Annotated in this window: 23 protein-coding genes, 10 tRNA genes and 1 rRNA gene (1 of these 34 cut by a window edge); 12 read left to right on the top strand and 22 right to left on the bottom strand. The window is 46.2% G+C overall.

The features are described 5' to 3' along the window. The first annotated feature begins 73 nt into the window (after positions 1-73). Positions 74-1,135, top strand: a complete 1,062-nt coding sequence (locus tag FO446_RS01785) for an SDR family oxidoreductase (protein ID WP_221867430.1) — start codon at positions 74-76, stop codon at positions 1,133-1,135. A gap of 132 nt (positions 1,136-1,267) precedes the next feature. Here the strand turns inward: FO446_RS01785 and FO446_RS01780 are convergent, their stop codons facing one another. The 3 genes from FO446_RS01780 to FO446_RS01770 all read right to left on the bottom strand — a co-directional run bounded on the left by FO446_RS01780 (position 1,268) and on the right by FO446_RS01770 (position 3,520). Further along, the gene (locus FO446_RS01780; RefSeq protein ID WP_237899791.1) at positions 1,268-2,473 is read right to left on the bottom strand and encodes an MFS transporter; all 1,206 of its coding nucleotides are present in this window, start codon (positions 2,471-2,473) and stop codon (positions 1,268-1,270) included. A 95-nt stretch (positions 2,474-2,568) separates the two neighbouring features. Continuing rightward, a complete protein-coding gene (locus FO446_RS01775) occupies positions 2,569-2,871 on the bottom strand; it encodes an ArsR/SmtB family transcription factor (protein ID WP_064203332.1) in 303 nt (100 codons plus the stop codon). A gap of 256 nt (positions 2,872-3,127) precedes the next feature. Then, the gene (locus FO446_RS01770) at positions 3,128-3,520 is read right to left on the bottom strand and encodes a RidA family protein (RefSeq protein ID WP_173612534.1); all 393 of its coding nucleotides are present in this window, start codon (positions 3,518-3,520) and stop codon (positions 3,128-3,130) included. Between the two features lie 105 nt (positions 3,521-3,625). On the opposite strand from FO446_RS01770, the gene FO446_RS01765 reads away from it, so the two are divergent. Then, complete coding sequence (locus FO446_RS01765) at positions 3,626-3,967, top strand: winged helix-turn-helix transcriptional regulator (protein WP_173612535.1); 342 nt, start codon at positions 3,626-3,628, stop codon at positions 3,965-3,967. Between the two features lie 100 nt (positions 3,968-4,067). Here FO446_RS01765 and FO446_RS01760 read toward each other — a convergent pair whose 3' ends face one another. Next, positions 4,068-5,591, bottom strand: coding sequence for a chitinase (locus FO446_RS01760; protein ID WP_221867432.1), 1,524 nt, complete (start codon positions 5,589-5,591; stop codon positions 4,068-4,070). 376 nt (positions 5,592-5,967) lie between these two features. Here FO446_RS01760 and glpT point away from each other — a divergent pair, with 376 nt between their 5' ends. The 9 genes from glpT (at position 5,968) to glpQ (ending at position 14,565) form a co-directional block, all read left to right on the top strand. Further along, positions 5,968-7,332 carry a glycerol-3-phosphate transporter gene (gene glpT / locus FO446_RS01755; protein ID WP_173612537.1) on the top strand — a complete coding sequence of 455 codons (1,365 nt, stop codon included), beginning with the start codon at positions 5,968-5,970 and terminating at the stop codon, positions 7,330-7,332. A gap of 199 nt (positions 7,333-7,531) precedes the next feature. Beyond that, positions 7,532-7,657: a hypothetical protein gene (locus FO446_RS28900; protein ID WP_012684041.1), complete on the top strand. Its 126-nt coding sequence runs from the start codon at positions 7,532-7,534 to the stop codon at positions 7,655-7,657. 5 nt (positions 7,658-7,662) lie between these two features. After that, a complete protein-coding gene (locus tag FO446_RS01750; protein ID WP_237899790.1) occupies positions 7,663-9,156 on the top strand; it encodes a spore germination protein in 1,494 nt (497 codons plus the stop codon). Positions 9,157-9,184: 28 nt separating this feature from the next. Further along, a complete protein-coding gene (locus FO446_RS01745) occupies positions 9,185-10,294 on the top strand; it encodes a spore germination protein (protein ID WP_237899789.1) in 1,110 nt (369 codons plus the stop codon). Beyond that, positions 10,272-11,486 (top strand): Ger(x)C family spore germination protein, encoded by a 1,215-nt coding sequence (locus FO446_RS01740; RefSeq protein WP_173612540.1) that lies wholly within the window; start codon positions 10,272-10,274, stop codon positions 11,484-11,486. The genes FO446_RS01745 and FO446_RS01740 overlap by 23 nt, the downstream gene beginning before the upstream one ends. A gap of 292 nt (positions 11,487-11,778) precedes the next feature. After that, complete coding sequence (locus FO446_RS01735; RefSeq protein WP_237899788.1) at positions 11,779-12,198, top strand: MarR family winged helix-turn-helix transcriptional regulator; 420 nt, start codon at positions 11,779-11,781, stop codon at positions 12,196-12,198. 27 nt (positions 12,199-12,225) lie between these two features. Further along, the gene (locus tag FO446_RS01730) at positions 12,226-12,864 is read left to right on the top strand and encodes a nitroreductase family protein (protein WP_173612541.1); all 639 of its coding nucleotides are present in this window, start codon (positions 12,226-12,228) and stop codon (positions 12,862-12,864) included. Between the two features lie 31 nt (positions 12,865-12,895). Further along, positions 12,896-13,192 carry a putative quinol monooxygenase gene (locus FO446_RS01725; RefSeq protein ID WP_173612542.1) on the top strand — a complete coding sequence of 99 codons (297 nt, stop codon included), beginning with the start codon at positions 12,896-12,898 and terminating at the stop codon, positions 13,190-13,192. Between the two features lie 254 nt (positions 13,193-13,446). Continuing rightward, complete coding sequence (glpQ, locus tag FO446_RS01720; protein WP_237899787.1) at positions 13,447-14,565, top strand: glycerophosphodiester phosphodiesterase; 1,119 nt, start codon at positions 13,447-13,449, stop codon at positions 14,563-14,565. Positions 14,566-15,090: 525 nt separating this feature from the next. Here the strand turns inward: glpQ and glmS are convergent. From glmS to sigW, 6 genes are all read right to left on the bottom strand, one after another. Further along, positions 15,091-16,923: a glutamine--fructose-6-phosphate transaminase (isomerizing) gene (glmS, locus tag FO446_RS01715; protein ID WP_237899785.1), complete on the bottom strand. Its 1,833-nt coding sequence runs from the start codon at positions 16,921-16,923 to the stop codon at positions 15,091-15,093. Between the two features lie 483 nt (positions 16,924-17,406). Next, positions 17,407-18,753, bottom strand: a complete 1,347-nt coding sequence (gene glmM / locus FO446_RS01710) for a phosphoglucosamine mutase (RefSeq protein ID WP_173612545.1) — start codon at positions 18,751-18,753, stop codon at positions 17,407-17,409. A 43-nt stretch (positions 18,754-18,796) separates the two neighbouring features. Next, entirely contained in the window at positions 18,797-20,044 is a 1,248-nt protein-coding gene (locus FO446_RS01705; protein ID WP_173612546.1) for a CdaR family protein, read from the bottom strand. After that, entirely contained in the window at positions 20,037-20,861 is an 825-nt protein-coding gene (cdaA, locus tag FO446_RS01700) for a diadenylate cyclase CdaA (protein WP_304502554.1), read from the bottom strand. The genes FO446_RS01705 and cdaA overlap by 8 nt, the downstream gene beginning before the upstream one ends. Before the next feature lie 105 nt (positions 20,862-20,966). Then, a complete protein-coding gene (locus FO446_RS01695; protein ID WP_173612547.1) occupies positions 20,967-21,590 on the bottom strand; it encodes a zf-HC2 domain-containing protein in 624 nt (207 codons plus the stop codon). 17 nt (positions 21,591-21,607) lie between these two features. Continuing rightward, entirely contained in the window at positions 21,608-22,171 is a 564-nt protein-coding gene (sigW, locus tag FO446_RS01690) for an RNA polymerase sigma factor SigW (protein ID WP_007725279.1), read from the bottom strand. Positions 22,172-22,329: 158 nt separating this feature from the next. On the opposite strand from sigW, the gene FO446_RS01685 reads away from it, so the two are divergent. Further along, on the top strand, positions 22,330-22,500 hold the full coding sequence (locus FO446_RS01685; RefSeq protein ID WP_419466140.1) for a Spo0E family sporulation regulatory protein-aspartic acid phosphatase: 171 nt from the start codon (positions 22,330-22,332) through the stop codon (positions 22,498-22,500). A 93-nt stretch (positions 22,501-22,593) separates the two neighbouring features. Here FO446_RS01685 and rocF read toward each other — a convergent pair whose 3' ends face one another. From rocF to FO446_RS01625, 12 genes are all read right to left on the bottom strand, one after another. Continuing rightward, positions 22,594-23,490 (bottom strand): arginase, encoded by an 897-nt coding sequence (rocF, locus tag FO446_RS01680; protein ID WP_237901034.1) that lies wholly within the window; start codon positions 23,488-23,490, stop codon positions 22,594-22,596. 181 nt (positions 23,491-23,671) lie between these two features. Continuing rightward, positions 23,672-23,745: transfer RNA gene (locus FO446_RS01675), tRNA-Gly, on the bottom strand. A gap of 9 nt (positions 23,746-23,754) precedes the next feature. Continuing rightward, positions 23,755-23,831 (bottom strand) — tRNA-Pro (locus FO446_RS01670). Between the two features lie 5 nt (positions 23,832-23,836). Beyond that, positions 23,837-23,913: transfer RNA gene (locus FO446_RS01665), tRNA-Arg, on the bottom strand. Between the two features lie 20 nt (positions 23,914-23,933). Further along, positions 23,934-24,009, bottom strand: a tRNA-Lys gene (locus tag FO446_RS01660). Positions 24,010-24,015: 6 nt separating this feature from the next. After that, positions 24,016-24,090: transfer RNA gene (locus FO446_RS01655), tRNA-Gln, on the bottom strand. Positions 24,091-24,110: 20 nt separating this feature from the next. Beyond that, positions 24,111-24,195: transfer RNA gene (locus FO446_RS01650), tRNA-Tyr, on the bottom strand. A gap of 8 nt (positions 24,196-24,203) precedes the next feature. Continuing rightward, positions 24,204-24,279, bottom strand: a tRNA-Val gene (locus tag FO446_RS01645). A gap of 86 nt (positions 24,280-24,365) precedes the next feature. Next, positions 24,366-24,439 (bottom strand) — tRNA-Glu (locus FO446_RS01640). A 17-nt stretch (positions 24,440-24,456) separates the two neighbouring features. Next, positions 24,457-24,532 (bottom strand) — tRNA-Thr (locus FO446_RS01635). A 6-nt stretch (positions 24,533-24,538) separates the two neighbouring features. Next, positions 24,539-24,614, bottom strand: a tRNA-Asn gene (locus tag FO446_RS01630). A gap of 50 nt (positions 24,615-24,664) precedes the next feature. Then, positions 24,665-25,428: ribosomal RNA gene (locus FO446_RS01625) — 23S ribosomal RNA — on the bottom strand; it runs 2,165 nt beyond the window's last position.

The raw sequence follows: 25,428 nt of genomic DNA, 5'->3' as shown, positions 1-25,428 counted from the left end.
ATTTTTCATCATATAATGAATTGTTGATATGTCAGTAACTCCCCCTAACAAACATACGGAGCTGGTTAACCATATGAATATCCTTGTAACCGGAGCAACAGGTTTTCTCGGAAAAAAACTATCCCAAGATCTATTAAACGAAGGCCATTCCCTTTACTTACTCGCTCGTAATGAAAAAAAAGCAAGCGATTTGTTGCAGAGCTTTGCCGAAGAACACCAGGCAAGGGTACATATTTTACTCGGTGATGTTTCGAAAAAAGGCTTGGGCGTCTCTGAAAATGATCTGGGACTGCTCAATCAAAAAATAGAGGCGATGTACCATATTGCCGCATACCTTTCCTTTGATCCCGCTCAGAAACCGCAGACGTACGAGGTAAATGTAGTGGGAACAAAAAATACGTTACAATTCGCAGAAGCCATTCGCTCCCCCCGCTTTATCTATGTAAGTACGGCTTATACCATCGGCACCGAAACAGAAGGAAAAGAAGCGCTGTACAGCCCGGAACGTTCCTACGTGAACAACTATGAAGAGACAAAATGCTTGGCAGAGCATCTCGTCTTTTCCTATAGCGACAAAATGGAGACCATCATTGTCAGACCGTCGATCATTATCGGCGATTCCAAAACGGGCGAGGCTGATACCAATTTTGGCTTGTATGGATTATTAAAAGGCCTTCGCGTATTGAAAAGAAGAGCGTCCCGCACAGAAGGCTGGGAAAATCAGAAGTACCGAATCTTGGTGGATGTCGACGTGAATTCGAACCTCGTTCCGGTTGATTATGTCTCTTCTGTCTTGCTCGCTGCGCTCACTCATGGCGAGCATAAGGAAATCTATCATGCTACCAACCCTGTTCCACCTACCCAACAATTAGTAGTCGATTGCATCAAAGAAGTCTTGAACTTTCCGAACTTAGTACCTGTTCCATTTGAAACAGACGAGCTGCTAACCGAAGAAGAGAAAGCCTTTAATGCTTCTATGAGCTTGTTCCATTCGTATTGGAAGCGGAGTATCACTTTCCCGAATGACAACACCAAGAAACTGCTGAAAAAAGTGGGGCAAGACGAATTGCAGATGGATAAAGAGATGCTGATTGGGATCATGAGTGAGTTTCAGAAGCAGGCTGTGCTTAGTTAGTCAGTTAAGATGAAAACCGCACCGGATGATTTGGTTCCTCAAAACAACTGGCCACCCTGAAAGGATGGCCTTCTGTTAACATCGCGTCACCGACGCATACGTTCCTCGAGCCTGTGTCTCTAGGACTGGCGTTCAGCGGTTGCTGGACTGTGTTTCGTATGTGCCTGGTTTATGTCTAACTTTTTCTTTTACTATCACATGTAAAATCAGTGCAGCAACGATAGCGATCAACACGCCAATCATACCAAACCAAGTAATTGACGATAAGGATACTTGATCAACAGCGATGCCGCCAATTCCAGCCCCTGCCGCCATCGCGAGCTGCATCATGGATTGGTTAAGACCAAGCATTACCCCAGAATTATTCGGTGCAATCCGAACCAAATTATACTGTTGCGTTGGCCCGGAAGACCAAGCGGCGAAGGACCATAATACCAATATCGCGATCACCGTAAACGGTTCATGTGAGATAGAGACGGTAATCGAGAGCAAAATGAGAGCTGCAACGTGCAGAACCATTCCACCAAGTAATGTAGAAGATACTCCCCATTTGTCCGTACTGTAACCACCGAATTTGGAACCGACCAGACTAGCTAAACCGAACGCCAATAAAGCGCTACTCAACAAATTTTCACTTATACCAGCTGCTTCGAGAAGATAAGGAGATATATAAGTATAGGCAATGGAGTATCCACCCAGCCAAAAGAACGTAACCGATAAACCAAGCCCAACTTTCGGGTTTTTCAACAGTGCTAATTGCTTCGAAAGAGGTACGGGTTCATCTCCTTTTACTCGTGGGATTGTGCGGGACAGGACAAACATCGCCAAAAGACCTGCAATTGCAATAAACCCGAATACAGATTGCCAACTAAATGCAGCTGCCGCTATTCGTCCAAGGGGAACTCCGATAATTAAAGATGCTGTAAATCCCATAATGACAGTTGCGATTGAACTCGCCTGCTTGCCTTCAGGAGAGATCTTGGCCGCAATATCTAAAGCAGTCACAACCACCATCCCAGCACCTACAGCCATGATCACACGCGCCATAATAAAGAATTCAAATCCCTGAAGAGCGAACGAAAGTATATTGGCAACTACGAAAATTCCTAGTGCACGAACAAGAAGCCTCTTCCTATCCATTTTCGCCGTTATGGCCATCATCACAGGAGTTAAAATGGCATACACAAATGAAAATATAGTAACCAGCTGTCCTGCCGCTGTAATGGAGATGCCCATAGTATCCGAGATTTTATCCAGGATGCCAGAGATTACATACTCTGAAGTACCCACCAGAAAACTGACCAATGACAAAAAGTAAACCTTCCATGTATTCGACATGAATTGCACCCCTTAAAATTTAAACATATTAAGATATGTCGATATGAAACTCAAAATATAACTGAATACTCCATGAAGCATTCAGTTATATTCGTTCATATTTGACTGCTAAAAAAAGCGCCTATTTCACGTATTTTTTCTTCGTCCCTGGTATAGTACGTATATTTTCCAATACGCTCCGTCTTTATCAGCCCAGCGCGTTGGAGAATGGACAAATATTGGGACGCGGTTGATTGGGTCATATTCAATTTCTCAGTTATTTGACTGACGCATACCCCGATCTTTCTCATATCAACTCCTTCATGGGGTATAAAATGTTTTTCAGGCTCTTTTAACCAATGCAAAATTTGGAGTCTAGACTCGTTGGACAGCGCTTTAAAAATTTCAATTGGATCCATACGCATTATTATATCGAGAATTGTCGATGTGTCAATAATTGTGATACGAATGAGAAGACATTGCCTAACCCTGTAACAGCAGATTAATTCCGTTACAGGGTTTTGGTTTTGCAAATTTCCCTTGATCATCAAAGGTGATTGTGAAAATACATACCTTGGTCTTTTAAAACCAAGACCACACGTCTTTGACATAACTAGCTTCCGTTTGCAAGCGGTTCAGCCCCCCCACCTGCTGCGCCTGACCACGGCAGCCTAGTTAGTTGGTATGTGCGACGGCGCGGATTTCAATCAGTTGTTGAGGAAACGCAAGACCCGACACGCCGATAAGAGTAGCAGCCGGACGATGGTCACCGACATACTCTTTGTACATACTGACGCACTTCTCGAAATGCTCTTGCGGATTTGTCAGAAAGACCTCTATCTCAGCGATGTTCGACCTCGTGACACCAAATCCCGCCAGCACGCGATCGAGATTATCCAGCGTCTGTCGGGTCTGTGCCTCGATATCACCCTCGCCAACAAACGCGCCCTGCATATCATGGGAAAATTGCCCCGAAATGTAGATCGTACCATTGACGCTATAACCTTGTGTGACGCCGAAACCTTCTTCCCAAGCAACACCGTGATTGTAGGTTTTAACATGAGCCATTTTATTCTCTCCTTTACTCAAAGTAAGATTAGAATAAAAGTAAATCAAATAAAAAAACAGTACGCACATTATTGATAGCTACTACCAGAAAGGATAGTGTAAAAAATGAGCATGGCTGAATATAAAGGTAAGGTTAAGAATATTCAAGATACACCGTTTGGTTATACCTTGTCAGTCATAGGTGGTAAATGGAAAATGGTTATTATATACCTCCTGGCAGAAAACCAGCCGGTTCGCTTTAATGATTTGAAAAGACAGATAGGGGCTATTACTTATAAAACATTGAGTTCCCAACTAAAGGAATTGGAAGCAGATGGTATGGTGACACGGAAAGAGTACCCTCAAGTTCCTCCTAAAGTCGAGTACAGTCTCACACATAAAGCGGAAACTCTATTACCTGTTTTGGAACAATTATGTGAGTGGGGAGTGAAATACCAAAGCCGTTAAATGAAATCTAGGTTTTCTGATCTCTCCCCCAGAATGAGAGAGTTATTTTACACCCAAAACCCACCCGCTTTCACGGATGGGTTTTTTAAAGGTTCAGCCATTACTGGTTCAGTGCATCAAGCGAAGTGCGAACATGATTGGCAAACGAATAGTTATTTCTGGCATCCCAGTTGATAGACCAGGTCATAACTCCTTGGAACTGCGGATAACCAGCTGGATTTTGGAGTTTGTAGGTTCCTCCAAAAGACGTGCCCTTTACCAAATATTGAAGGGCTTTCTGGATATCGGCAGGAGACGTATATCCTCCCCCGGCAGCACTTGGAGCAGAAGGCAGCCCGATAGCGACTTGGTTCTCCCTCAAGGCTGGAAACATGTTGTTAGGATTACGCCCGATCGGGAATCCTTTCAATAGCATTTCTGCCATCGCTACTTGGAAATCAGCCGTTCCTTGTTGATACGTACGACCATCCAATGCTTCCAGCGCTCCAGAATTATAGTGTTGGACGTGTATATAATTCATTCGATCACGAAGGGCATGAATCACAGGCAGATAAGCGCCCCACGGCCCACCATAGGAAGTGTAGCCTCCTTGGACATAAGCCGTTTCTGGCGCCATTGTCAGAATAAAAGATGGGCCAAATGTATTCGTGATCGTTTGAGTCGCTGAGATCAAATTTATAATTTTGGGCGTTGTCGGATTTTTAAAATCAGTGTCCCCCGCATTTAGCGACAAGGAGCTTCCTTCCAGATCAATATCCATACCATCAAATCCATACGTTTGAATGATCGAGGTCATCGAGGTAATAAAATTTTGTTTGGCAGCTTCCGTCGTCAGCTCTACTGTACCATTCGCTCCGCCAATCGAGATGAGGACCTTCTTCCCCTTTGATTTTAACAAGGCGATATCCGACTTAAATTCCTCAACGGATGCATTGAACGGCACGAATCCCATTGTCGCATGATCCCCACCGACTGGTTCAGCGAATGCAACATTGATGACATCGTATTTATCCGAAACATCTCTTAGCTTGAGTACTGTAGAACCATTGTCAAAATTATGCCAGTAGCCGATCAAAACTCGTTTGGACGCCGGTTCAGTTGGGGATTTAGATAAAGTGGTTACCGTTATCGAGGCGCTTGGTGGGGATACATTGCCTGCGGCATCTTTTGCCTGGATCGTAAATGTATATGTCGTATTTGCCAGAAGCCCAGTCACGGTATAGGATGTGGTACTCGATGTACCAGCGAGTGAATCTCCGTTGTAGACGAGATACTCCTGAACAGCTCTGTCATCCGTAGAAGCTGACCAAGATAAGCTGACCGAGCTACTCGACTTCCCTACTTCACCAAGATTTGTAGGAGACGTAGGTGGAATGGTATCGGGAGCAGAGGGACCTTGCAGTTGCCACAGTGTCGGTACGTTGGGCGGTTCCCACCCGACAAGCGATGTATGAGCAAATGTACATTTGTAATCTTGCCCTTGATACGTAACCATGTCTCCTACCTTGTATACAGTGTTGGGAGTCCACGGTGTCATAGCGTGAGAAGACTGCGGGAATAGAGAAAAAATTAAGATAAGCGATAGTACTACCAAAACTCCTGTTTTTCTCATCAAAAAATACATCAAACAAAGCCTCCTTCATTTTTACTCGCCCCCTCATACAGATGAGCTAACATAAAGATATACTTATATTTGGAAAAAATGTATTTTTTTGATTAACATACAATAAGAAAACCTCTATCGAGGCTTTTCGAAGAGGTGCCAACCGCGTTTTTGCGGATAATTTTCTTCTGCTCCAGAATTTTTAAGCCTGTTCCACGGGCTCGGCATTGACAACGTTTTCACAGAATAATAGAATACACTTACGACAAGTTAACTATGATGGAGATTCGGAGACTCATACTTTTTGGCACTTTCATTTTTGAAAGCGCCATTAAAGTATGGGTTTTTTTACGTGCATCTCCGTCTTTGTTAGAAATCACCTAGGGGGAGGAATAAGATGCTCAAACTGTTTAAGCCTGCACCGCCTATTGACAGATTGCCTGACGAACAAATTGATTCTGAGTATAAAAAGCTCAGACTTCAGGTGTTTCTCGGAATCTTCATTGGTTATGCGGCGTACTATCTCATCCGCAAAAACTTTTCGCTCGCCATGCCGTATTTGATTGAAGATGGATTTACAAAAACAGAGCTCGGCTTTGCGTTATCCGCCATTTCGATTTCCTACGGGATCAGCAAGTTTGTAATGGCCATTTTTTCAGACCGAAGCAACCCGCGAATGTTCTTGCCTGCCGGTTTGATTCTTTCTGCACTTATCAGTTTATTGATGGGCGTTGTTCCTTACTTCACCTCATCCGTCACGATCATGTTTGTGATGTTGTTCCTGAACGGTTGGTTCCAGGGAATGGGCTGGCCTCCATCCGGACGTGTCCTCGTACACTGGTTTAGTGTAAGTGAAAGAGGAAACAAAACAGCCATTTGGAATGTAGCCCATAACGTTGGCGGAGGCTTGATGGCCCCCCTCGCTGTTGCAGGTGCAGCAATGTTTACTGGACTTACGGGTAATACCGCCTCCGGATATGAAGGCGTGTTTACCCTGCCTGCTCTGGTTGCCATTGTCTTTGCATTCATTACGTATTTCTTAATTCGCGATACTCCACAGTCTGTCGGTCTGCCGCCTATCGAAGAATATCGCAATGACTATCCAAACAAAGAGAAGAAAACGTTTGAAACAGAATTCTCCACAAAAGAAATCCTTTTCAAATATGTGTTGAACAACAAATGGGTTTGGGCAATCGCGATTGCCAACATCTTCGTCTACTTCGTCCGTTACGGCGTTCTGGACTGGGCGCCGACCTATTTGAGTGAGGAAAAAGGCTTTGATATGAGCAAGTCGAGCGTTGCCTACTTCCTGTACGAATGGGCAGGTATTCCGGGAACGCTCCTGTGCGGCTGGCTGTCCGATAAATTGTTCAAGGGCCGCCGTGGACCCGCAGGGTTTGTCTTTATGCTCGGTGTATTGATCGCTGTTCTGGTCTACTGGTTCAACCCACCTGGAAATTCCGTTGTCGATATGATTTGCCTGATCGCTATCGGTTTCCTGATTTACGGTCCAGTCATGCTGATTGGTTTGCAAGCCCTTGATTTTGTACCGAAAAAGGCTGCCGGAACCGCTGCAGGGCTGACGGGTCTGTTTGGTTACCTGGGCGGAACAGTCACAGCGAATGCATTGATGGGGGTTATCGTTGATGCCTCCGGCTGGGATGCAGGATTTATGTTGCTGACAGTTTCGTGTGCATTGGCTGCTCTTGTTTTTGCCCTTACGTGGAATGTGCGGGGGCAGGAAGTCGTTAAAAATCATTAAAATAGCAAAAAGAAGGATGAAAATCGTTGTGATTTTTATCCTTCTTTTTTTATCAAAACCGATCCCCCGATCCAGAGTGGCCTAACCTAAACATTGAATACCACATTTTCCAGCTGGCTGGAATAAGAATTGTCATGCTAGAACAAAATAGGACAAGTTTCTTTTTAGGACTGTAATGAAGCTGCAAAGGAGGAAAACCATGTGGAAAACAATTGTTTCAAACCTTCCTGCCTGGCCAGTTTTTATTCAAGCCGCAGTCGTTTTTCTTGTTCCTTATGCGATTTCAAGATTATTTCATTGGATTCGTACAACGGAGGAAGAGTGATATAGATGGAAAGTATCGCTCCATTTACAGACGATTACCTATCGAATTTGAATCTTATCCGTCAGGAAATTGACCAAAACGCAGATGTGCATATCCGCGAATTTTCTTTCGGACAGACTGCCATTCGTGCTTCCATTATTTTTGTAGATGGGTTATCCGATCACGATCTCATCGATAATACTATTCTGAAAACGCTCATGAATGATTCTGTGGCAGTGATGGTACAGGAGAATTCTTCCGGGGACGTTTCTGTATCCAAAGAGTTTTTCATCAATCATGTGCTTTCCATCCATGAAATACTGGAATGCCGGGATGTATACGATCTGAGGACAAAAGTATTGACTGGCTACACGGCATTATTGATTGAAGGGTCCGCAAATGCTCTCCTTCTTAATACCGTAAAAGTAAAAACTAGAAATATAGATGAACCTGTCTCAGAATCTTTGGTTAGAGGCCCTAGAGTAGGCTTCACGGAAACGTTAAGCGAAAATACGGCCCTCTTGCGCAGACACGGTGAAAATGGAGATCTTCTCTTCCTAAAATTTCAGGTGGGAGAGCGTGCAAAAAAAGAGCTGATTATCGCCTATATGAAAGAGATTGCAAATCCCGCGTTGGTTGAAGAAGTAAAAAACCGAATTACGAAAATTAAAATTGACCATGTGCCGGAATCCGGCTATGTGGAGCAACTTATTGAAGATAATTATCTCAGCCCATTCCCGCAAGCGCAGAGCACAGAACGGCCTGACCGCGTCATCAGTGCATTACTGGAAGGACGAGTGGCCATCTTGCTGGATGGTACTCCTTTTGCCTTAATCGTTCCGGTGACGTTCAGCATGCTCCTGCAATCGCCTGAAGACTATTATGAGCGATGGATTCCAAGCACATTCATTCGCTTGTTGCGCTTTTTCACTGCCTTTTCTTCCTTACTTATACCAGCCCTCTATATTTCCTTTATCTCTTTTCACCAAGGGCTGATTCCTACCGAATTGGCTATTTCCATCATCAGCACTCGACAAGGAGTTCCATTTCCCGCTTTGTTGGAGGCACTGATCATGGAGGTTTCTATCGAGATTATGAGAGAAGCCGGTCTTCGATTGCCGAAACCAATCGGCCCTGCCATCGGGATTGTCGGTGGACTGATTATTGGTCAAGCTGCAGTACAAGCAGGTATTGTCAGCCCAATTATGGTAATCGTCGTGGCTGTCACTGCTATTTCCTCCTTTGCCATTCCGTCATACAACCTGGGTATTTCCTTACGTCTCATTCGGTTTTTGGTCATGTTCTCCGCAGCCATGTTTGGATTGTACGGGGTGATTTTGTTTTTTCTCTTGCTTACGAGTCATTTGGTAAAACTAAAAAGTTTTGGTGTACCTTATGTTACTCCTGCTGTCCCCTATCGGTTAAGGGATTGGAAAGATTTCATGGTGCGCATGCCACTCATGATGATGAAACGCCGTCCAAAAATGCTGCATACGAAAGAGCCGACTCGCAAAGGATAACCACTCAGTATAGTAGGTGAAGCCCAAAATGTTACCCACCCGAAATGATCGGATCACCACCTCGCAAACAGCAGTGATCATCATCAACTTCATACTGGGAGCGGGAATCCTTACCCTGCCTAGAATCTCAGTGGAAAAAGCAAAGACACCGGATGTTTGGATAAGTGTCCTCATTGGCGGTTTACTCGCGATGCTCGCTGGGATAATCATTGTAAAATTAAGCCAGCGGTTCCCTGAGAAAACGTTTTTTGAATACAGCCAGGAAATTGCAGGGGAATGGGTTGGAAGGATGCTCAGCCTTCTGATCATCTGTTATTTTTGTTTGACCTCATCTCTTCAAGTCCGATCTATGGCTGAAGTAACAACCTTTTACTTGCTGGAGAAAACCCCTATGTGGGCCATTGTTATGGTATTTTTGTGGGTTGCTCTTTATCTTGTCATAGGTGGCATCAATTGTCTCGCCCGTATGCTTGAGATTATCTTGCCAATTACTGTCCTCTTTTTTTTGGTGGTTTCCTTGATGAGCATAAAAATTTTTGAAATCGATCATCTTCGTCCCGTATTGGGGCTGGGGTGGAAACCGGTGTTCGATGGGATTAAACCAACTGCGCTCGCCTATACCGGTTTTGAAATAATGATGATTCTGGTGGTATACATGAGACAGCCAAATAAAGGCGTGAAAACCGTTGTGGTGGGAATTAGCGCCTCGTTGATCTTTTACCTGATGACAGTCGTGATGGTCATTGGGGCGTTTTCAATCGATGGAGTCGTCACAAGGACATGGCCGACCATTGATCTCATACGAAGCTTTGAAATTACCGGTTTACTCTTTGAACGGTTTGAATCGTTGCTGCTCGTATTATGGATTATGCAAATCTTTTCTACTTTCACGTTGGCTTACTACTCAGCCGCTCTAGGCCTCGCCCAGCTCTTCAAGAAAAATATGGAGCCGTTTCTATTCGGATTGCTGCCTGTTATCTACATCATTACGATGACTCCAAAAGAAATCAATAGTGTATTTGCACTTGGCGATTTTGTGGGCGATGCAGCCTTTTTATTATTTGGTGTAATGCCCCTTCTGCTTCTTATTATTTCTGGCTGGAAGGTGGGTAAGCATGAAGCAAAGTCATCATCGTGAGTGGCTCCTCCTCTTGACGTCGTTATCTGTTTTCCTGCTCTTCTTACTGACTGGATGCTGGAGCAGCAACGATATCGACAAGATGGGTATGGGCATCGGTTTGGCATTGGATGCCAGCAACAAATCAAATGTTGAAAAAAAGCTGGAAAAGCAGGGAAAGAGCCCTCCTCACGTTGACACAATCACCATGACCTATCAATTTATTAACCCAAAAGCAACAAGCAAAGAAAGCAGTTCGGCAGGACCACAACAAAAAGCATATTTGAATGCGTCCCAAACTGGTGAATCTATCCTTCCAATCATCCGTGAATTTTCATTGAGTCATGATACCCCCTTGTTCAGCCCGCACTTAAAAGTCATTGTGATTAGCGAGGCTCTGTTACACACACATCGTTTGGAATCTTTGCTGGATCTATTTCTGCGAGATAATGAAATACGTCCAAGCTGCTTGGTATTGGTTAGTAACGGGAATGCCCGCGATGTCTTGGAAACCAAAAAACCGGGAGAATTGCCAGCACTGAATTTGCTTGGAATCGTAGATAACCGAAACCGAACAGCCAAAATTTTACCTCCTGTGTCACTCGCCAAATTAACGGCCAAGTTGAATTCCGAATCAAGCTTTCTCTTGCAAAATGTTGCCGCTTCTAACAAGGAAGTGAAGTTTGAGGGGGCAGCCGTGATCAATGGAAAGACAAAAAAATGGGCGGGATTTTTAAACGAAATGGATTTGGAGGGCATAACGTGGATAACCGGAAAAGGTAAAGGAGGGCTAGTGAGAAGCCTTGACAAGGAGACAGGTCAACTGATCATCTATGAGATCGAAACCATGGAGAGCAAAATCACTCCCCATGTTGACGGAAACAAGATTTCCTTTGATGTGCATATCAATTCGAAGGGACGCTTGTCTGAAAATTGGGTGTTGAACGCAAATCCTTTTGAAAATGAATTCCTGAAAAGGGTGGAAAAAGCGGCTGAATTGGAAGTACGGAAACTGGTCAAGAGTGTCACAGCAAAAATGCAAAACCATTTCCATGCGGATGTTGCCGGATTCGGAGAACGTTTGCGAATCGAGTATCCAAAAACATGGGAGAAAGTAAAAAAAGATTGGGACCAAACATTCAGTACTGTACCCATCACTTACTTCGTAAAGCTTACCACTACTGATTTCGGCGCATCAGGGCCTAGCAAGTGAAGCTTCCTTTCGTTCTGTTATCTATTAATTGCGATTGGAGTAAGATGTCCCCTCTCCCCTTACTCCATTCCCTCTTCGTATGAATCACTTAACTTCTGCTATGACCATACCGTCCAGCGACTTTTGCAGACCATATGTTGCAAACGCTGAAATAAGGTGTTATATTATTTGACGTATCAATTATTGATGCGTCAAATATCATCAAGCTATCATGCTCCACTGACTGTATGTTGTCATGCTTGTGGATATATGACTGAGTTCCTATTCATATTGCCCCCGGGAGGCATTTTTCATGACACGCAAGGAATTTGAAGAAGAGCAAATACTGAATCTGCTCATCGGATTAACCAATAAAATAAGTCCCAAGTTCGAACGCTGTACCGGAATCAGCTCTACTCGTCTCGCGATCTTGCAAATCCTTTGCGAATGCAACGAAATCAATCAGTCCCAGCTACAAAAGCACATTAATATCGACAGTGCTGCCATTACACGCCACCTGAAGCAACTGGAAGCGGATGGCATGGTGACCCGACACAAAAATCCAAATGATAACCGCGAAACCTTCGTTCGTCTCTCCGAAGAAGGACATCATCGGATTGAAGGGTACAAAAGCGAGAAACGAAATTTTATCCAGCAGATTCTGGAAGGCTTCAGCGACGATGAGACGCAGGTCTTAACTGATTTTCTCAAACGGATGCAAAACAACATTTGATTGTTCAAGAAGGGAGTCTGTTTTTACATGAGCACCGTACAAAGAACAAATGATTTTCGTGAAATTACGTTTGGTCGTCGTTCTGTCAAACTTTATGATCCTGAAATAAAAATCAGCCGCGAGGAAATGATTGAAATTCTAGCGGGGGCCACACGCGCTCCATCTTCGGTCAACATGCAGCCTTGGCGCTTTGTGGTGATCGAAAGTCAAGAAGGGAAAGAAAAGCTTGCAGAGCTGGCACGCTTCAACAAAACGCAGGTACTCACCTCTTCCGCCGTCATTGCCGTCTTCGTCGACATGAATAATGCGGAATATATGGATGAGATATTTGGAAAAGCTGTCGAGCTCGGATACATGCCGCAGGAAGTGAAGGACATGCAGCTGAAAGCCGTAAAGCCTTACTACGCCAATCTACCCGCTTCTGACCTGCGCGATGTCAATTTTATCGATGCTGGTCTCGTATCCATGCAATTGATGCTGGTTGCCCGTTCATTCGGCTATGACACGAACCCGATCGGCGGCTATGAAAAGGATCAAATAGCTGAAGCGCTGGATTTGGACAAGGATCGCTACCAACCGATCATGCTGATCAGTATCGGGAAAGCAGCCAAGGAAGGATACCCCTCTTACCGTCTCCCCGTTGAGACAGTGACAACCTGGAAATAATTCAAATTCGTTGGAAGAAAGGGAGAAAACCATGCTTATTATACATGCCCATCTGCAAGTGATACCCGCCCAGGAAGAAGCGTTCCTTCAAGCGGCCAAAGCCCTGGTTGCTGCAAGCCAAGCTGAAGAAGGGAATGTCGGATACACCCTTCTGAAAAGCACAGAGCAAGAATATCACTACACCATGGTAGAAAAGTGGAAGGACGCTGCCGCAGTAGCGGCCCACAATGCAAGCGATCATTTTCAGGCTTTTGTGAAGCAAGCTCCCTCCTTTTTTGCAGCAGCTATGGAATTGGAAGTATTCGCAGGAGAGCCTGTGAAGTTGTAATTCGTGATGTACGGAAAAACAGCAAGGTTGGTCCTCCGATCAGCCTTGCTGTTTTTTTGTCCAGCCATACATAAAATGGGTAATAGGCACTCGCCAACTATTTGTTGACAGCGCTTTCTTTTTCCCTTACATTAGTAACCAATATAATATTTTTGTGATGGAGATCAGGAGATTCACAATATTTCATTTGGTACGGTATAACCTATCAATGGAATTTGTGGATCTTTTTTTCATCCAAATGGAGGAGGAACAACATGAAAAAACTGGTTACATCCTTGGCAGCCGCTCTCGCTATTACAACAAGCTTTGGAAGCGTATCCTTTGCCGAAGCGGATAAGATTGTCATCGCCCACCGCGGAGCGAGCGGATACTTGCCGGAACATACGCTGCCCGCAAAAGCGATGGCTTACGCGATGGGAGTCGACTACATCGAACAAGACGTGGTCATGACAAAGGACAACAAACTGGTCATCATGCACGACCATTATCTGGACAGCGTAACCAATGTAGCCGAGGTCTACCCTGATCGAAAACGAAAAGACGGCAGGTACTACGTTATTGATTTCACTCTTGACGAGATCAAGAAACTGAAAAGGACAGAGGTCTTCACAGTAGAAAACGGCAAGCAGGTACAAGACTATCCGGATCGCTTCCCTATCTGGAAATCCAGCTTCAGTGCTCACACCCTGGAAGAAGAGATTGAACTGATCCAGGGTATGAACAAAAGCACGGGTCGTAACGTAGGGATCTATGCGGAGATCAAGGCTCCCTGGTTCCACAGACACGAAGGAAAGGACATCAGCCTCGCAGTGCTCCAGGTGTTGAAAAAGTACGGCTACGTGTCCAAGAATGACAAAGCATACATACAGACTTTCGACCCCAATGAAGCAAAACGGATTCGCACGGAACTCTATCCACATTTGAATATGAACGTGAAGCTAGTACAGCTCATGGCAGAAACCGACTGGAACGAAACCATGATCTATGAAAACGGTAAGGCCGTTCCCTACAACTACGATTGGATGTTTGAAAAAGGGGCGATGAAAGAAATTGCGAAATACGCAGACGGCGTAGGGCCATGGAAGCCGATGATCATCAAAGAAGAGTCGACGAGAGACCACCTGATCATTACCAATCTTGTCAAAGAGGCTCATGAAGCTGACCTGGAAGTGCATCCATACACCTTCCGAGTGGATAAAGGAGAAATCCCTGCCTATGCAGCAAACTTTGAGGAACTGCTCGATCAGTTCTACTTCACAGCAGGAGTTGACGGGGTGTTTACGGACTTCCCTGACCGTGCCGTTGATTTTTTACAAAGAGCGGAGTCCCAAAGCAAAATGCCCCAGTCCCAGGGTACACAGACCGCAAAGTAACTTGAAAACACCTATTTAACACTAAAACGCCGGTATCTTGTACGCTAAGGATTACCGGCTTTAATAATGGTGATTCTTTTTGGGACAAAGCAGAGATACTATGGGACCACTCAGGAGAAGGTCGAGCTAAACGCATCTATATACCTCCGGGCGGGAAGCTGCCAACTCTATCGAGGCATTCACCATAAAGCAACTTCCGCGACGCGTATATTCGATGACCTCGTGAAAATAGCGCAGTAGAAACCGTTAAACCCCGCCTCGACTCTGATAGAGCTTGTGGCGGGGTTTGGCACATATTTTTTAGTAACAGACAATATTTCACCTAACACTTTGTTTCAATAAATAGATGGCTAGAAAATAAAAATAAGCCGAGGAAAAACAGATGTGCATATCTGAATTTCACTCGACTTATTAACATGACTTTAATCGCAAAGAAAAACTATATACTCTTTACCAAGTCTAATGTAAATTTACTTACTCTAATATCAACGAATATGAACAGGATGTTCTTATCCCCTTCAACCCTTACTCAACCGTCACACTCTTCGCCAAGTTCCGTGGTTTATCCACATCGAGGCCACGAGCGACAGAAGCATAGTAAGCAAGCAATTGCAATGGAATGACGGTCAGAATCGGTGTGAGCATTGGCAGAGTGGCTGGCATGTAAATGACCTCATCCACACTCTTCGCCAGATCGTGGTTGCCTTCAGTCGCAAAGCCCAGTACATGAGCGCCGCGAGCTTTTACTTCCACGATGTTGCTTACCGTTTTTTCGTAGATGTCTGGTTGCGTAGCCAAAGCTACAACTGGAACATTATCTTCAATCAGCGCAAGAGTACCGTGCTTCAGCTCACCGGCTGGATACGCCTCGGAGTGAATGTAAGAGATTTCTTTCAGCTTCAGAGAGCCTTCCAGCGATACCGCATAGTCGAGGCTGCGGCCGATGAAGAACAGGCTGCTTACCTCTTTTGTGCCCTCTGCAAAGCGACGAATCTGATCATCGTTATTCAGCATGGAAGCGATTTTACCAGGGATCTCGCTCAAGTGCTCTACGACTTCGGCAATCTCAGCAGCCGCCATGGTGCCTTTTACTTGAGCCAAATACAGGCTGAACAAGTACAGGGCAACGACTTGTGAGGTGTATGCTTTCGTAGACGCTACCGCTACTTCTGGACCAGCCCACGTAAAGATCACTTCGTCAGCTTCGCGAGCTACAGAGCTGCCTACCACGTTGGTGATAGCCAACACCTTCACGTTGCTCTTCTTCGCCTCACGCAGTGCAGCCAGCGTGTCTGCTGTCTCACCCGATTGGCTAATGACGATCATCAGTGTCTTGTCTGTGTAGATCGGATCACGGTAACGGAACTCGGAAGCGACTGCTACCTCTACAGGTACGCGAGTCCATTTTTCGATAACATCCTTACCGACGAGACCTGCGTGCATGGAGGTACCGCATGCCACGATGTAGATGCGATCGTATGTCGCCAGTTCCGCATCGCTCATTTTTAGCTCAGGCAAAATCACTCGCTTGTTGTCCTCGTCAATGCGGGCACCCATGGTATCGCGAACAGCTTGAGGCTGCTCGTGCATTTCCTTGAGCATGAAGGAATCATATCCGCCTTTTTCCGCTTGTACCAGATCCCACTCGACATGGAACAGTTCCCGCTCGATTTTCTCTCCGGTCTCTGCGTTCATCAGTTCCACACCATCGCGAGTCAACACAGCCATTTCGCCTTCGTTCAAAATGTACACGTCACGTGTATGCTCCAATATAGCCGGGATATCCGAACCGATAAAGCTCTCGCCTTGACCCACACCAACTACCAACGGGCTAGCCAAACGAATCGCTACCAGCTTGTCAGGCTCATGTTCCGTCATGATACCCAATGCATAGGCACCACGCATGCGTTGCACAGCACGACGCGCTGTAGAAACGATATCGCCATCGTACATGTCCGCGAGCAAGTGAGCGATAACCTCGGTATCTGTCTCAGAAGTGAACGTGTAGCCTTTTGCCAGCAGCTCTTCTTTCAATGGCAGGAAGTTTTCGATAATCCCGTTGTGAACGACTGCAAAAGCCGATTTTTCGTCTGTATGTGGGTGGGAGTTCTCGTCAGACGGTTTTCCGTGTGTCGCCCAACGTGTATGCCCGATTCCCATAGAACCAGTCAATGGCTTCGATTCCAAACGGCCTTCCAGAACAGCCAAGCGACCCTGAGCTTTTGAGTACTCCAATCCGTTTGCATTCACGACAGCGACCCCTGCTGAATCATAGCCGCGATACTCCAGTTTGCGAAGTCCTCCGATAACGATGTCTTGCGCTTGTTTATTTCCAATATATCCAACGATTCCGCACATAAGTGTATGGTCCCCTTCCAAATTGGCGAGGGACTTCCACCCGAACAATGGTACGGGGGTGAGTCCCCCGCCATTCCATGTTTTTTATATGATCATGCTGTTTCATCTATTTCGACAATGGCAAAAAACGTATCACACGCAAGGTTTTGTCCATCAGATCACCCTGATGTTTTGTCCCTGCGCTCTGCGGCAGTGATACTGCTGCCGGGAGGTATCCGCCGAATCCTTCGATAAACCTCCACCTCGTCCACTAAGGCTCCATGTCGGGCAGCCTCAGTGCTGGCGCTTTCCAATGGTATGCATTTGATTTATGATGCTTGTTCCTTTTTGCACAACCCCTCCCATTTTTTTCTTTCTTGGTGCTAGTGCACATGAACACTGTACCACAGATTGTGAAGAGCGACAATATCTTGTCGTCGTATTGTAGTTGTATGCAAAAGGGAGCGGCATTGAAACCGCTCCCTGCAACTTTTTACACGAATTTTACACGAGTTCTTGTTTGACCACGTCAACGATCCGATTCACGAGCCCTTCCAACTGTGCCGCATCTGGGCCTTCTGCCATGACACGTACGATTGGCTCTGTTCCCGACGGACGAACCAGAACGCGACCATTGCCAGCCAAATCTTCTTCTACTTTACGGATGGCCTGCGCAATGGCTTCATTGCCATTCAGCTTTGACTTGTCCTCTACACGGACATTGATCAGAAGCTGCGGATACTTGACCATCACTTGTTTGAGCTCGGACAACGGCTTGCCAGACTCCTTGATGATGTTCAAGAGCTGCAGCCCCGTTAACAAACCGTCTCCTGTCGTATTGTAGTCCAGGAAGACAATATGACCGGACTGTTCGCCACCGAGATTATAGCCGCCGCGAAGCATCTCTTCTACTACATAGCGATCCCCTACAGCAGTCTTCGTCGTATTGATGGAGCACTCTTCCATTCCTTTGAAGAAGCCCATGTTGGCCATTACGGTCGTAACAACTGTATTGTTGTTGAGTTTTCCTTTTGCCTTGAGTGCTCGTGCACAGATCGCCATAATATAGTCGCCGTCGATGATTTCACCATTATCATCTACAGCAATACAGCGATCCGCGTCCCCATCAAAGGATAGACCCAAGTCAGCTTTATGCTTCAAAACTTCTTCTACTAAACGTTCAGGATGCGTTGAACCGCACTGGTCATTGATGTTGATTCCATTCGGATTCGCACCTATCGTGATCACTTCAGCGTCCACATCCGCAAACAGACGAGCTGCCAATGATGAGACAGCACCATTTGCACAGTCCAGAACTACCTTCAGACCGTCAAATCGCTCAGATACGGTACTCTTCAAGTGAGAGAGGTACTTTTGTCCACCCTCCAGGAATTCCAGAACCGTCCCGATTTGTTCGCCTGTTGGTCGAGGCATCGTATCCTCTGCCGCGTCCAAATACTGTTCTACTTCAGCTTCCACTTCGTCGGACAGTTTAAAACCGTTGCTGCCGAAGAACTTGATTCCGTTATCCGGAAACGGATTGTGAGAGGCGGAGATCATAACGCCCGCATCTGCACCAAGTGCACGTGTGAGATACGCTACCCCCGAGGTGGAGATAACACCCAATCTGACCACTTCTGCTCCAACCGATAACAGTCCAGCCAAAAGCGCGTTTTCCAGCATTTGTCCAGAAATGCGCGTATCGCGCCCAATCACCACTTTTGGTTTTCCTTCCTGCTTGTGTCTGGTGAGAACGTAACCACCAACGCGTCCGATTTTAAATGCCAGTTCGGGTGTGAGTTGTGTATTTGCTACACCACGTACACCGTCTGTTCCGAAATACTTCCCCATGATTGTCCCTCATTTCCTTCCTTGTGCACACAACAGCTTATGTCTACCTTTGCTTGTTCGTGATTTGAATTGTGACCTTTTTCGGTGCGCTCGCAGAAGTCTTGATATACTCCGACTGATTGAAGATGTAATTCAATGGTACTTCGTATACACCCGCCGGCATATTGCTGACATCTGCTACGACCTGCAAGTCTTCATGCCTCAACTGATTCAGCACTACTGGAGCGCCGATCACGTCGAAGTCGATTGTAGACATCTCCTGGCCATCGGTGGATAGTACCTTTGCTTCCATGCTTTCTGATAGCCCGCTAATGCGAATCGGAATCTTCTCCAAACGCTTCGTCGTTGATGGAACGACTTTTAGCGATACGGTCAAATACTCCGGCTCTACCTTCACAATATTATCCATTAACGGTATCTTGAGCTCTATATCGCGATCTGATGTAATGTTGCCGAGATCAATTTCCGGCCCTGGGTATGTGTTGGATTTGATGCCATCAATGACTTCCTTCGGTCCATAGACCGTGACCTCTTCCACATTCATACCCATACTAGCCAAACTATAGCCATTCGGCAATTCATTCGTCAAGTTTAATTTAATTGGCACTTTTGCAAACGGACTCGTTACGGGGATGTTCACTTCTACCGTAAGTGGCACCACATCTGCCCCTTGAATCACGTTGCCAGACTTGTCCACGACTTTGAGCGGAACCGTTGTCTTGATTGCGGAAGTAGCCCCTTCCAGGTCAACCGAAGCCTTTACCGCTGCTACCTTATTCACTTGACTTTCAGGTACCCTTACAAGCGCTCTAAACGGCTTCACAATAGGTTCTCCAGCGGTATAACCTGGGGCGACCTGTCCCAATTTCTCCACAGAAACTTCACGCTCAACAGTCTTTTTCTCTTCCAAGGTGATTTCCACGATATTCGGGATGATCCCTACCTTGACTTCATCCGGGAATCCCTTGTACTGGACAGGTACACGATGCGTTCCTTTGCCCAGGTTCGTCGCATCGACATACACTTCCCACGATTCCTCTGGAAAGAAATTGTGTCGATAAAAAGGATTATTACTTTCCAAGGCGACCTTTACCGTTCGCTGCTGCTTGACCACCTGATAACGATCAGTATCATATTTCACATGCAAATTGACACTATCAATAAAAGTTGGCTGACTTGCCTCAGGAGTCGTCGTTTGTTCGGCTTCCAGATTGACAATCATCCAAGTCATGATAGCCAAAAGCAACGCAACAGCACGTGCAAACCAGTGACTGTTTAACCATTTATCCATGTTTTCGCCTCCATTGCCAACGACTTCCCATGGATTTGCCTTTGGACAGAGGCTGAAGCTGTTCTGTCAGCATCTCTGCCAGTTGCACCTCCGTCAGATTGCGATTCATTGCTCCATGCGCGGCAAAAGACACCTGACCAGTCTCTTCGGATACGATGATCGCGATGCCATCGGAAACCTCACTTAACCCTATTGCCGCTCGATGGCGCGTCCCCAACTCCTTGGAGATGGAATTGTTCTCAGACAGTGGAAGATAACAGGCAGCAGCCATAATCATGTCTTTTCGCATAATGACTGCACCATCATGCAACGGTGTATTCGGAATGAAAATATTAATCAGCAGCTCTGAGCTGACTCGCCCGTTAATGCCAATACCCGTTTCCACGTAGTCGTTAAGTCCCGTCTCTCTCTCAATGACGATCAATGCACCAATGCGACGCTTGGCCATGTACGTAACCGATTTGCCCACTTCTTGAACCAAGCGGCTAACCGCCTCGTCATCTTGCGTACTGCTTGAACGGGAAAAAAGCTTGCCTCGACCAAGCTGCTCCAGTGCTCGACGCAACTCTGGCTGGAAGATGATGACGACCGCCAAAACCCCGAATGTAAAAGCTTGATTCATCAGTGCGTGCAATGCCGTCAGCTGGAAATATTTGCTGAGGAACCATGTGATGACGATGACCATAATCCCCTTCAGCAATTGTACAGCCCGCGTCCCGCGAATAAGCATAATGATTTTATAGAACACGTATGTAACGAGTAAAATATCCGTTGCATACCGTAGCAAATCCCCATATTCCATGGATATCGATATCATAACGAAGCCCCCATATCTCGCTCCATCTAATGAAGTCAGTCTATCTCCTGCGGAAAAAGCACGGCTCCACTGCCGTGCTCTGATAGCTGTACTCTCTATTTTCTCTTATGGCAAGATCGGAAGCAAGTCATTTCCAATATTTTTCACCTCATACCAGATCCAATCTACGATCGCTTCGATCGATTCGGTATTTCCCACGACTTGGGCGGTAGATGCCACGAACACTTTTCCTTCAATGGCCACAACATTTCCAGTTACATGGCCTCGAACATCTACGTTTCCGTTGCGGACAACCAAGTCTCCATCAATATTGGTTCCTGCTGGTACAACTACGACATTGCGTTCACGATCTATTTTTAATTTATCCAAATTAGCAGAGGATACCTGTAGAGTGTCATCCCGATCAAACCAACTGTTGAATACACTGCCGGTCATCAAAAAGAGAAATACCGCTGCAGCTGTCAAAAACGGATGATTACGAAGCCATCCTGATAACAGATTCGCTTTCGTCGGCGCAGGCAATTGCGCAAGTACACGAGCTGTAAAATCAGAAGAGACATGAATATGCGAAGCGCTTTGAACAAAAGCGATGGCTCTCTGCAACTCATGCATATGCTGACGACAACTCACACAAGACTTTATGTGTGCTTGCAATTGCAGATTGGCTAATTCATCAGTGTCCCCATCTAGATATTCGTGGATGAGGCAAATCATATCCCGGCATTCCATCGTGATTTTCTCCTTTCTCACATCAATCGCAACTTGCTGCGTAATGCTTCCCTTCCTCGGTGAATACGCGTCTTAATTGTCGTTATGGGAAGCTTTACGATATCGCTGATCTCCTGCAACGACAAATCCTCGATATAACGCAAGATCATAATCGAGCGATATTTGGGCTGTAAGTGAGACAAAGCATCTTGCACCGTCTCTTGCAGCTCCTGCGTTACGACTTTGTCCTCCGGTGTTCGCTCGTTAGAAGACAGGCGTGAATACCAGTCCAGGCCTTGCCCTGGTTCGGTTTCTTCATCCAATGAAAAGTCAGGTCGTTTTTTCCGGCCACGGTCGATACATAGATTGGTCGCGATCCTGTAGATCCACGTGGAGAACTTATAGTTGTCATCGTATGAATGCAAATTGGCATAGACACGCAAAAATGTTTCTTGCGCAATGTCCTCTGCATCTTGACGGTTTCCCACCATACGATATGCGAGCTGAAATATCTTGTCTTTATAAATCTCGATTAACTCCGCAAAAGCTTCACGGTCTCCGCGTTTTGCCCGCTGAGTCAACCGTTTCTCTACAAAATCCATGCGATCCTCCCCACAATACCGTAATCCTATATACGGATGATACTGCATATGGTTTCATTTTTAATCTAGTGTTTGTGCGGATATTTTGTTGGGAAATAGAGGAATAAGCGCAATGCTTTCCTCTATATATAAGTAATGATAGCTCATTTATCTCACGGGTGGAAAGGAGAGTGCAACGATTGTCAAAAAAAGACGTTCTCCTCGAAATTGAAATGCTTCGAAAAAAACTCAACGATCAGTACAAAAAACAAGCCTGCATTACTCCAGAATTAGTTTCGCTAAGTGTACAACTGGACCAACTATTAAATAAACTTCGTCTCCATCCTTAGAATGTACAGCTTTCCCCCATCAATGTAAAGATGCGGTAAAACAAAAAAAGAGGGCCAAAAGCCTCTCTTTTTTCATGATCTTCTTTATTTATTTTATAGTAATTTATCACCAAAAACGGAACTCATTAAAGCGACTGCAACGCGAGCTGTCATGTTTTCTCGGTCAAGAATCGGGTTGACCTCCACGAATTCAGCAGAACAAAGAATATCTGCATCTGCCAGCATTTCCAATGAGACATGCCCTTCGCGATAGGAAATACCACCTATAACTGGCGTCCCAACTCCCGGAGCATCGTGTGGATCTAGTCCATCCAAGTCGAGGCTCAAATGCACGCCATCCGTGTTTTTGGACACATGCGCGATTGCTTCATCCATGACGCGAGCCATACCCAACTTATCAATTTCATGCATGGTGAAAACCTTAATCCCAATACGCTTGATCAATTCACGCTCACCTTGATCCAAATCACGCGCTCCGATGATGACCACGTTTTCTGCCTTTACCTTTGGTGTATATCCTCCAATGTTTGTCAGACGCTCATGCCCATGTCCCAAGCTCGCTGCCAAAGGCATACCGTGAATATTTCCCGATGGAGAAGTGGCACCCGTATTCAAATCACCATGAGCGTCAAACCAAATAACACCCAGGTTTTTCACGTGCTTCGCCACACCCGCTATGGTGCCAAGGGCAATGCTGTGATCGCCACCCAATACGAGAGGGAATCGACCAGCAGTCATGATATCGCTTACAACATTGGCAAGCTTTTCATTGGCTTCCACGACTTCATCCAAATATTTATGGTTTTCCGTCTCAGTGAAGTGATGAGGGCGCGTTACAAAAATATCTCCGCGGTCTTCAATATTGAAACCCATCTTTTCCAGGCGTGCGACAACACCTGCATAACGGATAGCGCTAGGTCCCATATCAACTCCACGGCGGTCTGCACCTAGATCCATCGGTACACCAACAATGCTCATGTTTTTGTTCATAAAAGTGCCACCCTTTCCTTCGTTCATTCATTATCTACTCCTATATTGTAGCCCCGGAAAGCAAAATGACTCAACTCGACATGATTTTGCATAAATAACCTGTCGGACAAGCTTTATTAAAAACACAAAAAAACGAGTAACCGAAATGGTTGCTCGTTTCTAATAAGCATATGAAAGCATATGGAGCGGGTGATGGGAATCGAACCCACGCGACCAGCTTGGAAGGCTGGAGTTCTACCATTGAACTACACCCGCATATAAAAATGGTCGGGAAGACAGGATTCGAACCTGCGACCCCTTGGTCCCAAGCCAAGTACTCTACCAAGCTGAGCTACTTCCCGATAAGTGGCGTGCCCTGAGAGATTCGAACTCCCGACCTTTTGATTCGTAGTCAAACGCTCTATCCAGCTGAGCTAAGGGCACCTATTCTAATTTTAAAAAACTGGTGAGCCATGAAGGACTCGAACCTTCGACCCTCTGATTAAAAGTCAGATGCTCTACCAACTGAGCTAATGGCTCGCAAAATGGCTGGGGTACTAGGATTTGAACCTAGGAATGACGGAGTCAAAGTCCGTTGCCTTACCGCTTGGCTATACCCCAACAACCCGCAAAATAAAAAATGGTGGGGAGAGACGGATTCGAACCGCCGAACCCGGAGGGAGCAGATTTACAGTCTGCCGTGTTTAGCCACTTCACTATCTCCCCATTTTTTATGGTGGAGGCTGACGGGATCGAACCGCCGACCCTCTGCTTGTAAGGCAGATGCTCTCCCAGCTGAGCTAAGCCTCCAAATCCCCGACAAAGTGACGAGTATGCTTCTTAGCATACTCTGAGAACTTTGCAGGTACCTTAACCATTGCTAAGGTGTTTTTAGGTGACCCGTAGGGGATTCGAACCCCTGAATGACAGCGTGAAAGGCTGCTGTGTTAAACCGCTTCACCAACGGGCCAAGATCAAGATTACTTCTGGTGCTCCCGACAGGAATCGAACCTGCGACCTCTTCCTTACCATGGAAACGCTCTACCGACTGAGCTACAGGAGCATATTATGGCTCCTCGGGACGGACTCGAACCGCCGACCGATCGGTTAACAGCCGATTGCTCTACCAACTGAGCTACCGAGGAACGTAGAAGGTTTGTTCCTTCAAAACTGAATACGCATGATTGCTAAGTGTGTGGATAAGTCCTCGACCGATTAGTATTCGTCAGCTCCACGCGTTACCGCGCTTCCACACCGAACCTATCAACCTCATCGTCTATGAGGGGTCTTACCAGCTTGCGCTGTGGGAAGTCTCATCTTGGAGGGGGCTTCACGCTTAGATGCTTTCAGCGCTTATCCCGTCCGCACATAGCTACCCAGCTGTGCCACTGGCGTGACAACTGGTGCACCAGCGGTGCGTCCATCCCGGTCCTCTCGTACTAAGGACAGCTCTCCTCAAACTTCCTACGCCCGCGACAGATAGGGACCGAACTGTCTCACGACGTTCTGAACCCAGCTCGCGTACCGCTTTAATGGGCGAACAGCCCAACCCTTGGGACCTACTTCAGCCCCAGGATGCGATGAGCCGACATCGAGGTGCCAAACCTCCCCGTCGATGTGGACTCTTGGGGGAGATAAGCCTGTTATCCCCAGGGTAGCTTTTATCCGTTGAGCGATGGCCCTTCCATGCGGAACCACCGGATCACTAAGCCCGACTTTCGTCCCTGCTCGACTTGTAGGTCTCGCAGTCAAGCTCCCTTCTGCCTTTACACTCTACGAATGATTTCCGACCATTCTGAGGGAACCTTTGGGCGCCTCCGTTACCTTTTAGGAGGCGACCGCCCCAGTCAAACTGCCCACCTGGCATGGTCCTCTCGCCCGATAAGGGCGACGAGTTAGAAACTCCGTACATCAAGGGTGGTATCCCACCGACAGCTCCACAGAGGCTGGCGCCCCTGC

It is taken from the genome of Brevibacillus brevis (assembly GCF_022026395.1).
Taxonomy (GTDB): domain Bacteria; phylum Bacillota; class Bacilli; order Brevibacillales; family Brevibacillaceae; genus Brevibacillus.
This window is presented reverse-complemented; position numbering and strand designations above follow the sequence as displayed.